This window comes from Leifsonia tongyongensis (assembly GCF_010686705.1).
Classification (GTDB): domain Bacteria; phylum Actinomycetota; class Actinomycetes; order Actinomycetales; family Microbacteriaceae; genus Diaminobutyricibacter; species Diaminobutyricibacter tongyongensis.
In genome coordinates, this window is the sequence record NZ_JAAGWY010000001.1 from 1546742 (window position 1) to 1561015 (window position 14274).

Annotated in this window: 11 protein-coding genes; 2 read left to right on the forward strand and 9 right to left on the reverse strand. The window is 65.8% G+C overall.

Features of this window, described 5'->3' with window-relative positions; translation table 11 throughout:
- Positions 1 to 292 precede the first annotated feature (292 nt).
- Positions 293 to 610 carry a MerR family transcriptional regulator gene (locus tag G3T36_RS07410; protein ID WP_205245022.1) on the forward strand — a complete coding sequence of 106 codons (318 nt, stop codon included), beginning with the start codon at positions 293 to 295 and terminating at the stop codon, positions 608 to 610.
- Positions 611 to 642: 32 nt separating this feature from the next.
- On the opposite strand, the gene G3T36_RS07415 is transcribed toward G3T36_RS07410, so the two are convergent.
- Genes G3T36_RS07415 through G3T36_RS07455 form a run of 9 tightly spaced genes read right to left on the reverse strand, consistent with a single transcriptional unit; the run spans position 643 to position 12185 of the window.
- Positions 643 to 3120: a tetratricopeptide repeat protein gene (locus G3T36_RS07415; protein ID WP_163288876.1), complete on the reverse strand. Its 2478-nt coding sequence runs from the start codon at positions 3118 to 3120 to the stop codon at positions 643 to 645.
- Between the two features lie 32 nt (positions 3121 to 3152).
- The gene (locus tag G3T36_RS07420) at positions 3153 to 4859 is read right to left on the reverse strand and encodes an FAD-dependent oxidoreductase (RefSeq protein ID WP_163288877.1); all 1707 of its coding nucleotides are present in this window, start codon (positions 4857 to 4859) and stop codon (positions 3153 to 3155) included.
- Positions 4859 to 5350 carry a thioredoxin gene (trxA, locus tag G3T36_RS07425; protein WP_163288878.1) on the reverse strand — a complete coding sequence of 164 codons (492 nt, stop codon included), beginning with the start codon at positions 5348 to 5350 and terminating at the stop codon, positions 4859 to 4861. Before trxA ends, G3T36_RS07420 begins: the two co-directional genes overlap by 1 nt.
- A complete protein-coding gene (clpB, locus tag G3T36_RS07430; RefSeq protein WP_163288879.1) occupies positions 5347 to 7992 on the reverse strand; it encodes an ATP-dependent chaperone ClpB in 2646 nt (881 codons plus the stop codon). Before clpB ends, trxA begins: the two co-directional genes overlap by 4 nt.
- A complete protein-coding gene (locus tag G3T36_RS07435) occupies positions 7983 to 8300 on the reverse strand; it encodes a chaperone modulator CbpM (protein ID WP_163288880.1) in 318 nt (105 codons plus the stop codon). Before G3T36_RS07435 ends, clpB begins: the two co-directional genes overlap by 10 nt.
- Complete coding sequence (locus tag G3T36_RS07440; protein ID WP_163288881.1) at positions 8297 to 9274, reverse strand: DnaJ C-terminal domain-containing protein; 978 nt, start codon at positions 9272 to 9274, stop codon at positions 8297 to 8299. Before G3T36_RS07440 ends, G3T36_RS07435 begins: the two co-directional genes overlap by 4 nt.
- A gap of 4 nt (positions 9275 to 9278) precedes the next feature.
- Positions 9279 to 9815, reverse strand: a complete 537-nt coding sequence (locus tag G3T36_RS07445) for a nucleotide exchange factor GrpE (protein ID WP_163288882.1) — start codon at positions 9813 to 9815, stop codon at positions 9279 to 9281.
- A 13-nt stretch (positions 9816 to 9828) separates the two neighbouring features.
- On the reverse strand, positions 9829 to 11703 hold the full coding sequence (dnaK, locus tag G3T36_RS07450) for a molecular chaperone DnaK (RefSeq protein WP_163288883.1): 1875 nt from the start codon (positions 11701 to 11703) through the stop codon (positions 9829 to 9831).
- Positions 11703 to 12185 (reverse strand): Hsp20/alpha crystallin family protein, encoded by a 483-nt coding sequence (locus G3T36_RS07455; protein ID WP_163288884.1) that lies wholly within the window; start codon positions 12183 to 12185, stop codon positions 11703 to 11705. The genes dnaK and G3T36_RS07455 overlap by 1 nt, the downstream gene beginning before the upstream one ends.
- Positions 12186 to 12335: 150 nt before the next feature.
- Here G3T36_RS07455 and G3T36_RS07460 point away from each other — a divergent pair, with 150 nt between their 5' ends.
- Positions 12336 to 14015: a PucR family transcriptional regulator gene (locus G3T36_RS07460; RefSeq protein WP_240148266.1), complete on the forward strand. Its 1680-nt coding sequence runs from the start codon at positions 12336 to 12338 to the stop codon at positions 14013 to 14015.
- The last annotated feature ends 259 nt before the right edge of the window (positions 14016 to 14274 follow it).

Consider the following 14274-nt stretch of genomic DNA (forward strand, 5'->3'; position numbering starts at 1 on the left):
GTTCGAGGCCGCTGCGCGGTGTGGGACGAAGTCCCGCGATGATCTCCTCGAATTCGAGGTCGACCCACTCTTGGTCGGCGCAGATAATGTCGGCGAAGACGTCCACGTCCCGATCGACGGCGCCCGCGCTTGTCACGTTCCATCACCTCCCCGGGCCTTCCATTCATCCGCGAACGCTGGGAGTACTCAGATCCCGATTCATGTTCGCTGATGCAGATAACCTGAATCAGTTGACACAGGTTTTATACACCAACACGTTGACGAGATGCAAGAGTCTGAGCAGAATTTGAAGATGGAAGAACCACCTACGAGCCGTGCCGTCTACAGCATGGCCGTCGCCGCCGAGCTTCTCGGTCTGCCTCCGGCGACGCTGCGGTTGTACGAGCGCAAAGGGCTCCTGACGCCAGCACGGACCGAGGGTGGCACCCGTCGGTACAGTGCTGACGATATTGAGCGGATGCGCCGGGTCGCCGACCTCCAAGGCGACGGTGTCAACCTCGCCGGTATCGGGAAGGTGCTCGACCTGGAGGGAGAGAACGCGGCCCTTCGCCGCGAAATCGCCGAACGCGACCCGGGCGCAGAAGCACTCAGCGACGAAGAGAGCGCATAGCTCTCGGCCACTCTCGTCGTTGCCTGCACGCCTCAGGGCAGATTTGCGCGCGCCCGCAGTAGTGGGTCATCCGAATCAAGGATTCGCGTCTCGTCCTCGATGAGCGTCGAATACAAGGCTTGTGCCTCTGCATGGTCGCCGGAGGCCCTTGTCGATCGAGCAAGGTTCTCTCGCGTGATGAGGACGTTCCGATGGTCGGGCCCCAGGACGCGTCGCTCGTCTGCAAGCAGGGCGCTGTATTGCGCGACCGCGTCGACCGCACCGCTGGCGTCCTCGACCGCCCCTGCCAGGCTGGATCTCGCGTCGAGGGTGGCGGGATTGTCGGGGCCGAACTTTGCTGAGAGTTCCGTTGCGACCTGTTCCCACACAAGCAGAGCTTCGCTAGCCCGGCCCGACTCGGTGAGGGCGGTGGCCAATCGTTGGCGAGTGTTGATGAGCTCCAAGCTGTCATCACCGAAGGTTTTCGCTTGCGTGACGAGGAGGTCTTCGTTGAGCCGGATGGCTTCGTGCGGGCGGTCGGCGTCTGCAAGGGCGAGGGCCAGTTGTGCTCGAGTGTCCAGCACCTCGGCGTCCGTTTCGGTGAGCGTACTCAGTTGATCAGCCAGTACCTCTTCAAGCAGGTCTACGGCGGCCTGCGGTCGTCCGTCGCTGGCCAAGGCGCTCGCGATCGACCGGCGAGTCCCGACAACCTCCGAGGCGTCGGGGGCAAAGAGCTCCCGTTCAACTTTCAATAGTTCTTCAAGTAGCCCGATCGCCCGTTCGGGGTGGCGCAGCTCCAGTTGTGCTTGAGCGAATGACCACAGGAGATCGCGGTCGCGCTTGTTTCCCAGGTCGAGTCGAGAGTGGGCGCCTTCACCCAGACGAGCGATCGTCCCGGTTTCCCCGGTGAGATCAGCGAGAACATCGACGAGCGCGCGAGTCGCGTCGACGAAATCGTGCGCGTCGAGTTCAGTGCCGTATGCCAGCAGGAGCCGGCTCGCCTGGGCCGATCGATCCGCGGGAGTGTCCCCATCCGCGATGAGACGCTTGGCTTCGTCGATGAGTGCGTCACGAACACGCAGCCGTTGCGACTCCTTGATGAATTCGCTGGCGGCGACGTTCATTTGAGCCACGTCGTGGAATTGGCTGAGCACCTCGGTGATGATGCGAACCCATGCACGGTCGACTGCGCTTTCCCCCACGTGCCCATCTGGTTCGCCCTGGGCGAGCTGCGTGAGTGCGGTCTCCAGCATCACCCGGTCCCATGACCGACTGTCGGTTGCGTCGCCGGAGATGACGGCGGGAATGCCCAGGGTTGCAAGAGTCAATCGCTCCCGGTCGGGCTGGTCGAGCCGCTCCCACGCCTTCTTGTAGAGGTCCGCCACCTTCGCCGAAAGCTTTTCGACGTCTGCCGGGTCGATGTCGAGAACGCCGCTTTCGGCATCGCCGTATGTCTCGAGGACCAGTTCAAGTTCGAACGGATTGCGGAAGGTTGTCAGCAGCGCATCCCTTGTAGCCGGGCTGACCTGCTCGTGGTAGGAGTACAAGATCGAAGCAAGGTCGTCTGTCTCCAACGCGCGGAGCGTCGCGTCAGGCGGAAACGGCGAGGGCAGGGTTTTCGTCTGTTCATCGACTCGAATCAGCCGGTCGCCGGCTATACGCATCGCGCGGGAGAGGCCACGGCTGGCATCGATGAATCCCGGCCACCCGGTCGTGAGGATCATCACTGGAACGTCCCGGCGAACCAGGCGCTCGAGTAGTTCGAGAAGGAGGTCATCGGCATCGTGGACATCCTCCACGAAGAGAACGGCAGGAACCATGGGGGCGATTTTGGCGAGGAACGATTCCACCTCGTCCACCTCCGAGGGTTGGTAGACGATCTCATCCGCGCTCTTGAGGCTCCTGCTTCGGGCATGGGCAGCCTTGCCTTGCTGAACTCCTTTTCGTACGAGCCAACTCATTGCGGAGAATCCGGGCAATGCGCCACCGACCAGCTCGGCAGCTTTCGTGAATCCGAATTCGGCGATCGCGGTCTTGCCTTCTTCGAGTACCTCTTCGCGGAGTGCTGAGAAGGCGGGAGAGGCCAGCTTCTCTACAAAACCTGCCCGGTACCACCATGCGTTCTCGAGATGATCCATGTGCTTGCGCAGCACACTCACGTCCTGGATCAGAGACTCAGTGGGGGTACCGTTTTGCACGCCACAGGCAATGCCCCACCAGACGTAGTCGGGGCGACTCATCGGCACGTGAACGAAGGCCGGCGGGTTCACGATCTTGCGACGCTCGGAGACCTGCGCATGCTCGGAGACGATCGTCGCGGGCCAGTATGCCGGCTGGGTCTGACGGGTGCGCGCCAGCGCGGAGTAGAACTCCTGGGCGATTCGCGTCTTTCCCCACCCTGTCGGTGCCTCCAGCGAGACCCAGACGGGTCGCTGCTCTCTCTGCATGTGGTCGAACAATTCAAGGAGGCCTGCCGCGATCCCTCGTCGTCCCTCGCCGACGAATTCGGCCCCGTTCAGGTTGGCTGGCACGGACATGCTTCTCGTCCTCTCGCTCACGGAGCTCAGAGTCGGCTGCCACCGGTTTCGAGGTGATCGTGCACCATTCTGACCACACTCGCGCCTTCCCCGATCGCCGCCGACATGCGCTTCACCGACCCGCTGCGGGCGTCGCCGACGGCGAAGACACCGGGGACTGAGGTCTCGAGCGGGTGCCGGCGCGAGCTGGAGGACTCCGCGTGGGGCCCAGTGATGAGGTAACCGTGCTCGTCGCGTTCGATGTCCGGTCCGAGCCATCCTGTCGCGGGGGTCGCCCCGATGAAGACGAAGAGGAATGCGGTTGCGATTTCTTCCCGCGTGCCGGACCCCAGATGCTCGACGATGATCGACTCGAGTCGAGTCGTGCCGTTCGCTCGCGCCACCACCGTTTGGCGGTGCACGCTGATGCGGGGGTGGCTCTCCACCTGAGCGATCAGATACCGCGACATGCTGGCCGTCAGGTCGCTGCCGCGCGCGATCAGGTGCACGTGCGAGGCGGTGCCGGCCAGGAAGACTGCGGCCTGCCCGGCCGAGTTTCCACCGCCGACCACAACGACCGGGTCGGTGCCGCACTCGCGCGCCTCGTTGATCGTGGCGGCGTAGTAGACGCTGGTGTATTCGAAGCGATCGAGATTCTCGACCGCGAGGCGGTTGTATTCCATTCCGGATGCGACCACGACCGTCTTGGGCGAAACGCTCGTTCCGTCTGAGAAGCGGACGTTGAGCGCGCCCCCATCGGAGGTGAACTCCAGAGCGGTCGAGGGCGCGAAGAGGGTGGCGCCGAATTTCACGACCTGCAGGTTGGCACGCTCGGCGAGCTCTGCGCCCGAGATCCCGGAGGGAAATCCGAGGTAGTTCTCGATCCGAGCCGATCGTGCGGCCTGGCCGCCGGTGGCCACGGCGTCGGAGAGAACGACCGAGAGCCCATCGGACGCAGCGTAGACCGCCGTAGCGAGGCCTGCGGGCCCGGCGCCGACGACCAGTACATCGCTGGTCGCTGGGGGCCTGATTCTCCGCAGGCCCAGCGCCTGCGAGACCTCGACGATGGACGGATTCCTCAGGATGCGCGAGCCGGCGACGATGACGACCGGAACGTCGGCAACGTCCAGCCCCATCCGTCGCACGATGGCTTCGGCCGCAGGGTCTCGTTCCAGGTCGAGCAGCCTGTGCGGTACCCGGTTGCGGGCGGCGAAGTCGAGCAGCCGGCGAGTGTCGGGCGAGAAGCGCGATCCGATGACGCGTAGACCGCTGCCGTACCCGATCGCCATCGACCGGCGGATCAGATACGCGCGCAAGATGAGATCGCCGATCAATGGGTCGCCCGTCACGATCCGTTCCAGCTCGTCGATCGGCACCTCGAGCACCCGGCCCCGCTCCAGTGCGACGATCGTGGCGAATGACGGCTGCCCTTCGAGCAACCCGATGTCGCCGACGAAACGACCGGGTCCGTGAATCTCGATCTGCGCTGCCGCATCGCCCGGCTCGTCACGACGGGGTTCCTGATCGCTCTCGAGGAGGTCGGGATCGCCGGAGTGGACCATCACCCGGCCCTCGACCACGACGAAGAACGACCCCAGGGGCTCGCCCGCGCGAGCGAGCACCTGGCCTTCGGAGACGGATGCGGTCGTCCCGACTTCGCTCAGCGTCTGCAACTGCACTGGTGTCAGCCGGGGGAAGGCCCCAAGCGTGTCGGGCGTCTCAACCGCGGGGCTCTGTTTCCCGGGAGCGCTCATCAGGCGGAGCCGCGTCCCTTGTCTGCGCCTGAATCAGCCGTCGCCTCGTCTCGCGCATCCTTCGCCATCGCGTCATCGAACCAGCGGCGCAGGACCTCGACGGGGGCGGCGCCGGCCTGACGCGAGATGACCTTGCCGTGGTGCATGACCATCAGCGTCGGCACGGCCTGCACGCTGAACCGCGAGGACAGTCGAGGCGCTCGGTCGACATCCACTTTGACGAGCTTCACGTCGCCCGCCCTCTCGGTGGCCAGTTGCTCCAGCACTGGGCTGACCATGCGGCAGGGGGCGCACCAGGTCGCCCACATGTCGACGATCACCGGCGGGTCCGCGTTCTCTGCGATCTCGGCGAAGCTGTCGTCGAGAGCGTTCACGATCCACGGAAGTGCCTTGTGACAGTTCCCGCAGCGTGGCCGCCCGCGCGCCGAGACGGGAACGCGGTTCTTATGCCCGCAATTCGGACAGCGGATGATCGTCGTCGCCGTTGTCATACCGCGACCTCGACATCCGACTCCGCCGGTGCTTGCACCACGTCGACGACAAGGTCGCCGTCACGCACATCGATGCGCACTGTGGAGCCCTCCGCAACCGCCCCAGAGAGGAGCGCCCTTCCCAGGCGGGTCTCGATGTCGTGCGAGATGTAGCGGCGAAGAGGTCGTGCACCGTAGAGCGGATCGTAGCCGCGCTCGGCGATCAGGTGCCGTGCCTCGGGCGTCAATTCGAGTGTGATCTGGCGATCGGCGAGGCGACCTCGCAGGTCACCCATCAGGAGGTCCACGATCTCCTCGATCTGCTCCAGGCCGAGCGCAGCGAAGATGATGATGTCGTCGACGCGGTTCAGGAACTCCGGGCGGAAGCGGCCGCGCAACTCGGCGAGCACCAGGTCTCGCACGCTTTCGGAGATGCCTCCGCTGCTGTCCCGGGTGCCGGTCAGCAGGTGTTCCGCGCCGATGTTGGAGGTCATGATGACGATTGTGTTCCTGAAGTCGACCGTTCGGCCCTGACTGTCGGTGATGCGGCCGTCGTCGAGCACCTGCAGCAGGGTGTTGAAGACATCCGGATGCGCCTTCTCGATTTCATCGAACAGCACGACGCTGTACGGCCGGCGCCGCACCGCCTCGGTGAGCTGGCCGCCCTCGTCATACCCGATGTATCCCGGAGGGGCGCCGACCAGCCTGCTGACCGTGTGCCGCTCCTGGTACTCGCTCATGTCGAGGCGGATCATCGCGGACTCGCTGTCGAACAGGGCGCCGGCCAGAGCTTTCGCGAGCTCGGTCTTGCCGACTCCGGTCGGCCCCAGGAAGATGAAGGACCCGATCGGACGGCGAGGGTCGCGGATGCCCGACCGGGCGCGGATGATCGCGTCGGTGACCAAGCTCACGGCCTCCTCCTGCCCCACGACACGTTCGTGCAGAACCTCATCGAGCTTCAGCACCTTCTGGCGTTCGCCTTCCTGGAGCCTGGCGACAGGGATACCCGTCCAGGCCGCGACGATCTCGGCGATCTCCTCCTCGGTCACCACTTCACGCAGCAGCCTCTGCTGACCCTGTTTCGACTGAAGTCGCTGCTCTTCGGCCGCGAGTTGGCGTTCGAGTTCGGCGAGTCTGCCGTAGCGCAGCTCGGCGGCGCGGTTGAGGTCGTAGCTGCGCTCGGCGTCTTCGGCTTCCCGGCGAACCTTCTCGAGTTCGCCGCGCAGCTCCTGCACCTTGCGGATCGCTTGTCGCTCCGCCTCCCACTGAGCGCGTTTCGCGTCGGCGTCCGCTCGCAGGTCGGCGAGTTCGCGGCGCAATTCGTCGAGTCGGATCCGGCTCGGCTTGTCCTTCTCCTTCTCCAGCGCGGCCTCTTCGATCTCCAGACGGGTCACACGCCGTGTGAGTTCGTCGAGCTCGGCCGGCATCGAGTCGATCTCGGTGCGCAGTCGAGCGCAGGCCTCGTCGACGAGATCGATGGCCTTGTCAGGCAGGAAGCGGTCTGTGATGTACCGGTGCGAGAGGGTCGCCGCGGCCACGAGCGCGTTGTCCTGGATGCGCACCCCATGGAAGACCTCGAGGCGTTCACGCAGTCCGCGGAGGATCGAGATGGCGTCTTCGACGCTGGGCTCATCCACCATCACGGTCTGGAAGCGGCGTTCGAGAGCGGCGTCCTTCTCGATGTGCTGGCGGTACTCGTCGAGGGTCGTCGCTCCGATGAGGTGGAGTTCGCCTCGCGCCAGCATGGGCTTCAGCATGTTGCCCGCATCCATCGCGCCTTCGGTCGCTCCGGCGCCGACGAGGGTGTGGAGTTCGTCGATGAACAGGAGGATGCGCCCCTCGGCGGCGACGACCTCGGCCAGCACCGCCTTCATCCGCTCCTCGAATTCTCCGCGGTATTTGGCGCCTGCGACGAGGGCGGCGAGGTCGAGCTGGAAGATGGTCTTGTCGCGGAGCCCTTCGGGGATGTCGGTGCGCACGATCCGCTGGGCGAGCCCTTCGACGATGGCCGTCTTCCCGACACCGGGCTCGCCGATCAGCACTGGGTTGTTCTTGGTCTTGCGCGACAGGATCTGTATGACGCGACGAATCTCCGTGTCGCGGCCGATGACCGGATCGAGCCGCCCCGCGCGGGCGTCGGCCACGAGGTCGCGGCCGTACTTCTCCAGGGCCTCGTAGGTCTGCTCGGGGGTCGCGGAGTTCACGTGCTGGTTGCCACGGACGGCGGTGAGCGATTTGAGGAAGGTCTCCCGGTTGACGCCGTTGCTCTGCAGGAGGCGCGCAGCTGCACTGCCGGAGGTGTCGTCGGCAAGCGCCAGCAGGAGGTGCTCGACCGAGACGTAGGAGTCTTTGAGTCGTGTCGCTTCCCGCTCGGCACGATCGAGGGCCGCCGCCAGGGTTTTCGAGAGGAACACCTGGCCGGGCGTCGCGCCGGGGCCGGTCGTGCTCGGCTTGCGCTCGATCGCGTGCTGCACTTCGTTGAGCAGAACGGTCAGATCGACGCCGGCCGCTTCGAGCAGTCTCGGGATAAGTCCGCCCTCCTGTGTGAGAAGCGCGAGTAGAAGGTGCTCGTTCTCCGTCTCCGTCTGCCCGTTCCGGCTCGCGATGCTCTGCGCCTCCTGGAGGGCCTCCTGGGACTTCTGGGTGAGCTTGTTCATCTCCATTGCTGATTCTCCTTTCCGGAGTGGATGACCCACCGTCGGTTCTCGAGCACATCGATCCGGGCGAGCAGGTCGATGACGAGAGCGACGGCGGCATAGTTGAGCGACAGATCGGCGTGCAGTCGCACGATTCGACGTACCAGTTCGGGCGCGGCCGGGGTGAACCACAACCGGCCAGAAGCGTCCTGCGTGGCAGGGACGAGCCCGAGTTCGACGAACCGTCGCACCAGCTCAGGATGGGTGGCGGATGCGGCAGCGACCATCTCCAGGTCGAGGCGAGGCGGGCGTACGGGAAGCAGTGGGGAACTCATGATGGAGTCCTCGGGTTGTAGGCGGATGCCCGCTTCAGCTGTTCGAAGAGCTCGCGTTCACGGTCCGTGAGGTGCGGAGGGACCATGATCTTCACCCTCGCGAAAAGGTCCCCGGGCCGTCCGCCCGGCTGCGGCATCCCTTGGCCCTTCAGGCGCAGCCGCCGGCCGCTTGACGAGCCGGGCGGAACCCGCACGGTGATCGGTCCGCCGGGGGCGCTCGTCGAGACGCTCGCGCCGAGGGCGGCCTCCCAGGGTGAGATCGGCAGGTCCATCTCGATGTCTTTGCCGTCGAGCCGAAGGCGACGGTCTGGTCGGACTCTGAAGGTGATGATGAGGTCTCCGGTGCCGCCCTCCTGCCTGCCTGCGCCTCCGCCACCGGCGACGCGAATGCGCTGCCCGTCCAGAGCACCGGGCGGTATCTGGATGTCGAAGGTCTGACGGGCGCCGTCTGGACCGGAGAGGACGATCGTCCGGGATCCTCCGCGGAAAGCCTCCTCGACCGTGAGTTCGAGTTCGGCCTCGCTGTCCATTCCCCGCATCGAGCCGAAGACGTCCCCGAAGAGGTCATCCCAGTCGACCGAAGCGCCACCCGGGCCGGCTGCGCCCTGCGCGCTCGACCAGCTGAAACCGGACGGGCCCGGGCGGGCTCTGGCGCGGCCTCCGCCGCCTCCGCCGCCTCCGCCGCCTCCGCCGCCTCCGCCGCCTCCGCCGCTACCGCGGGTCTGCGATGCGTACTCGCGCTCGGCGCCCGCGTAATGACGGAATTCCGGCCCGAATCGGTCGTACTGGGCCCGCGACTCCGGGTCGGTCAGTACGTGGTATGCCTCGCTGATCTGCTTGAACTTGTCTTCCGCTCCCGCCGCTTTGTTCACATCCGGGTGGTATTTGCGCGCCAGCTTCCGGTAGGCGCGCTGGATCTCTTTGGCGTCGGCCGAACGCGAGACACCGAGCAGCTGGTAATAGTCGTCGGCCATGGCTTCACCCTTGGGCCGCGGTGACCACGACGCCGGCGGGCCGCAGCAACCGCTCAGGGGTCCCGAATCCCAGCCGGACGACTGCCACGACTGTCCGCGGCGGCGAGTCGCCACTCTCGACGACCGAGACGACCTCGTGGATGCGCGGATCGAACGGCACACCCACTTCGTCGATCCGCGGGTAGCCGAGGCGTTCGAGGGCAGCGATGGCCTGTTCGCGGATCGATCCCATGCCTTCGGCGAGAGCTTCGTTCACCGTCTTGGCATAGGCGACCGCGTCGTCGAGTCCGTCCACGACGGGCAGGAACACGGATGCGGCGCGGGCCCGCTCGGCGTCCCGTGCCAGCGCGAGTTCGCGAGCAGCCCGTTTTCGGGAGTTGTCCAGATCGGCAGCAGCTCGACGCCAGCGGTCCTCCATGTCCGCAAGACGAGGGTCTACGTCGTCAGTGGGTTCCGGGGATGATGTCTCCGGCGGAGCGGCGCTCTCCTCCGACGGGGGGCTCTCATCGATGCCCGTGTCGCGCACATCCGGGTTCTCCATGTCCCGAGGTCCCTCAGGTTCGATCGAACTCGGCGTCGACGACGTCGTCGGAATCGTCGACGTCGACAGGGCTTTCGGATGACGACGCCTCGGGTGGGCGGGCGACGGACAGGGCGGCCTCCACTTGCTGCAGCTCGCTGGTCAGCTCTCGGGCCTCGGACGCCTGGGCCTCGCGCCCGACGGCCTCCCTCGCCTGAGTGATCAGCATCTCCGCGCGAGAGCGCTCATGCTCCGGCACGGATCCACCGCGCTCCGTGAGGACCCGCTCGACCCGGTATGCAGCGGCGTCCAACTCGTTTCGGGCGTCGATGTCTTCGCGCAGGCGCTGGTCTTCGGCGCGATGCTGCTCGGCTTCCTGGACCATCCGCTCGATTTCAGCCTGGTCGAGATTGGTCGTGCCGCTGATAGTGATGCCCTGCTCGGTCCCGGTGTCCTTGTCGCGCGCGTTGACGTTGAGGATGCCGTTGGCGTCGATGTCGAAGGTGACCTCGACCTGCGGCTCGCCCCGGGGAGCCGGGCGGATGCCGGTCAGCGTGAATCGACCCAGGACGCGGTTGTCGGCGGCGCGTTCGCGCTCGCCCTGCAGCACCACGATCTCGACGGAGTCCTGGTCGTCCTGCGCGGTGGAGAACACTTCGCTCCGCCGCGCCGGGATGGTGGTGTTGCGTTCGATGATCTTCGTCATCACCCCGCCGCGCGTCTCGACGCCCAGCGAGAGCGGCGTCACGTCGAGCAGCAGCACATCGCTGACCTCGCCCTTCAGCACGCCCGCCTGAATGGCCGCGCCGATGGCGACCACCTCATCCGGGTTGACCGTCATGTTCGGGTCTTTGCCGCCCGTGAGGCGCTTGACGAGGTTCTGCACAGCCGGGATCCTTGTCGAACCGCCGACGAGGATGACTTCGTCGATGTCGTTCTCGGTCACCTTGGCGTCCTCCATCGCCTGGCGCACCGGGCCGAGACAGCGCTCGACCAGATCGGCCGTGATGTTCTCGAAGGTGGCGCGCTTGAGCGTGGTCGTCAGGTGCTTGGGACCGGCGGCGTCCGCCGTGATGAACGGCAGGCTCACCTGCGTCTGGCTGACGGTGCTGAGCTCGACCTTCGCCTTCTCGGCCGCCTCGAACAGGCGCTGGAGGGCCTGGGGGTCGTTGCGGAGGTCGATGCCGTTGTCTTTCTGGAACTCGTCAGCGAGGTAGTCGACGACGCGACGGTCGAAATCGTCACCGCCGAGGTGGGTGTCGCCCGCGGTCGAGCGCACCTCTACGACGCCGTCCCCGACATCCAGCAGGCTCACGTCGAACGTGCCGCCGCCGAGGTCGAAGACGAGCACGGTCTCGTGTTCCTTCTTGTCCAGCCCGTAGGCGAGGGCTGCCGCGGTCGGCTCGTTGATGATGCGGAGCACTTCGAGGCCTGCGATGCGCCCGGCGTCCTTCGTCGCGGTGCGCTGAGCGTCGTTGAAGTACGCGGGAACGGTGATCACTGCCTCGGTGACCTTCTCACCGAGGAACTTTGCTGCGTCGTCGACCAGTTTGCGCAATACGAGCGCGCTGATCTCCTCGGGCGCATACAGCTTTCCGCGGATCGTGAACCTGGCTTCGCCGTTCGGCCCGGGCGCGATGTCGAATCCGACCGCCTTTGCCTCTCCTTCGATCTCGTCGAACTTGCGTCCGATGAAGCGTTTGGCCGATGAAATGGTGCCTTTGGGATTCAGGATCGCCTGCCGCCGAGCAAGCTGCCCGACGAGTCGCTCACCGGTGTCGGTGAACGCGACGACGGATGGCGTCGTGCGAGCGCCTTCCGCATTCGGAATGACTTTCGCCTCGCCCCCCTCCCATACCGCGATCACCGAGTTCGTGGTGCCGAGGTCGATGCCGACTGCTTTGGCCATCAGACGTTCCCTTTCGTCGTGCCCTCGGGTTGTCCGCCCGATGGCGTTTCGTCGTTCGTGATTCGTTCGTTGTTGCTCCTCGGCGTGGACGATATGTCCACCCGGCGCGGCTTACTCGACTCGTCGACCGGGACGCTCAAGGTGAGCACCCCGTTTCCGAAATCCGCCGTGAGTTTCGAGTTGTCGAGACCATCGCCGAGGTAGAGCTGTCGCACGAATTCGCCGCGCGGGCGCTCGTCGATGAGAACGGTGTCGTCCGGCCTGAATGTCGGCCGGCGTTGCACCGTGATGGTGACCACGTTGCGCTCGACGCTCACGTCGACGTCGGCGGGGTCCGCACCCGGCACATCGGCGATGACGAAGTACTGATCGCCGCGCCGATACGCCTCGAGCGGTACGGCGCGGGTGAGTCGATTTGCGCCCAGCGCCTGCTCGACTGCCCGGTCGGCATCGCGGAACGTGTCGAATCCCATCAGCGTCATGGTGTGTACTCCTCGCTCCCGACCAGGTCTCGCTGGGCCGAGTGTGCGCCTGTGGCGTCGCCGGTTCTTCGGCCCAGTAGGGCGAAAGAAATACAGGGCTTTGCACTGTCGGGCTCAACCGGAAAGGGCTAGCGTGAGAACGCGGAGTCCATGATGATGCGCGCATCGAGCAACCTAGACCTTGTCGCCCGGGCCGACCTCGATGCTGAAACGAAGTCGAGTCTGTTCGACGTCTTCAAGGTGGGCTCGAAGATGTTGGAGCACCCGACCACACGCGAAACCCTGCGTCTCGCCGGTGCTTCAGTCAAGGCCATCGCCGGATGCAGTGTTTCCGCGGTGTATGTCACCGCCGAGGGTCGGCTCATCCGATATTCGGGGAAGGCGAACCACCGTCTCGACCTGCTGGTGGAGGCGCGGGCGGGGACGAACGGTGTGCTGGAGAACGGCGGTCCCTGGCGGTATGCGCTCTTCTTCCGAGAGACCGGCAAGGTGAGGGGTGCATTCGTACTCCAGGCTGCCGCGGAACCTTCCGGCGACGAGATGTTCCTGCTCAACGCGCTGGCGGAGCCGACGGGGGCCGCGCTGGCGACGGCAGAACTCCTGACGCGAGAGCGGCGGCAGGCCCGCGAGCTTCGGCTGCTCTATGAAGCGCAGTCGGGCTCGAACCGGACGATGGCTGCTACGATCGTGCGCCTGAACGCCCACCAGGCCATCCGTGACTCCATCGTCGCCGCGGCCGGCACCGGCAACGGTGAGGTGGAGATCGTCGAGGCGCTGAGCGCGATAACGCGGAGGTCGGTCGTGCTGCAGGACAGCTTCGGCAACGAACGGGCCTTCACGGGCGTGCGCGGCGCCACGTCGCCGTCGAGAATGCTCGTGCCCGACATCCAGGTCTCGCCTGCCGTATTGCTGAGCGCGGAATGGCGGTCGACCGTCATCCGCTCCCACCGGGAGACACTCGGTGTGATCGGCATCTTCGATCCCGATGACATCCGCAGCGAAGATGATCGATTCGCTGTCGAATACGCAAGCGCGATCATCGCCGTCGAGCTCGCCCACCACCGCAATGTCGCGGAGGTCGAGATCCGGCTGGGTCGCGACCTCGCAGACGACCTCGTCGCCGGTGCCGGTATCGTCGACACTCTCGCCCGCGCCGAGGCGCTCCATTTCGATCTCAGCGGTTCGCAACGGGTTGTGCTCATCTCCTGGGAGTACCCGACGCCGAGCGGCGTCGACATCGGCGCTGCAGTACGCCACGAACTCGCGGCCATGCGTGTGCCGGCCCTGATCTCACGGCGACCGGACGCGATGCTTGCAATAGTCGTCGACGGCCACGACCTCTCGGATCTCCACGAGCGGTTGTCCGTCGTGATGGCCAGCACGCGGGGCACCATCGGCGTCGGGGGAAGCGCCACTTCCGAAGACTTGGCCCACTCCTTCTCGGAGGCGAGTCGGGCCCTGCACATCCGTGCGGAATCGCGTCGACCATACGGAATGTCGAACCACGACGACCTCGGCCTGCTGCGCATCCTCGACACATCGGGTGACGGAGTTCAGCTCGAACGCTACGTGTCCGAGTGGCTCGGTGCGCTGGTCGAATACGATCGCGATCACCATTCCGAAATGGTGCGCACACTCGGCGCGTACCTGGAATCTGGCGGCAATTACGATCGCACGGCTGATGCGCTCATCATCCACCGGAGCACTCTGCGGTACCGGCTCAGCCGCATTCGCGAGCTGAGCGGCCGCGACCTCACCGACCCTGATTCACGGCTCAACCTGCACGTCGCCATCCGCGCCCAGGCGGCCCTGCGCGACAATCTGCGCTAAGCGCGGGACGGTCGAGTGCGTCGGCGCTCGACGAGAACGTTGAGTCGGGTCAAGGCGGGCCTCGCGCAGATCGGACGGCCGTCCGCGCTGGCCGGATAGACGTCGTCGAGATCCCGGGCCGACGTCGACCGGCGCCCCTCTCCTTCGGGTGGGGAGGGGCGCCGTGACCCCGCCGCACCGTTCGGTGCGACCGCAGGCGTCGAACCATCCCGAAGGCGGCAGCACATGAGGCACGACAACCATGCATCACGTCAGATAG

Bases quoted from the DNA above. Each gene is read 5' to 3' on its own strand.
- G3T36_RS07410 (WP_205245022.1), top strand. From the start codon at position 293: ATGGAAGAACCACCTACGAGCCGTGCCGTCTACAGCATGGCCGTCGCC.
- G3T36_RS07445 (WP_163288882.1), bottom strand. From the start codon at position 9,815: ATGGAGAACCCGGATGTGCGCGACACGGGCATCGATGAGAGCCCCCCG.
- G3T36_RS07435 (WP_163288880.1), bottom strand. From the start codon at position 8,300: ATGAGTTCCCCACTGCTTCCCGTACGCCCGCCTCGCCTCGACCTGGAG.
- G3T36_RS07455 (WP_163288884.1), bottom strand. From the start codon at position 12,185: ATGACGCTGATGGGATTCGACACGTTCCGCGATGCCGACCGGGCAGTC.
- G3T36_RS07420 (WP_163288877.1), bottom strand. From the start codon at position 4,859: ATGAGCGCTCCCGGGAAACAGAGCCCCGCGGTTGAGACGCCCGACACG.
- clpB (WP_163288879.1), bottom strand. From the start codon at position 7,992: ATGGAGATGAACAAGCTCACCCAGAAGTCCCAGGAGGCCCTCCAGGAG.
- G3T36_RS07460 (WP_240148266.1), top strand. From the start codon at position 12,336: ATGATGATGCGCGCATCGAGCAACCTAGACCTTGTCGCCCGGGCCGAC.
- trxA (WP_163288878.1), bottom strand. From the start codon at position 5,350: ATGACAACGGCGACGACGATCATCCGCTGTCCGAATTGCGGGCATAAG.
- dnaK (WP_163288883.1), bottom strand. From the start codon at position 11,703: ATGGCCAAAGCAGTCGGCATCGACCTCGGCACCACGAACTCGGTGATC.
- G3T36_RS07440 (WP_163288881.1), bottom strand. From the start codon at position 9,274: ATGGCCGACGACTATTACCAGCTGCTCGGTGTCTCGCGTTCGGCCGAC.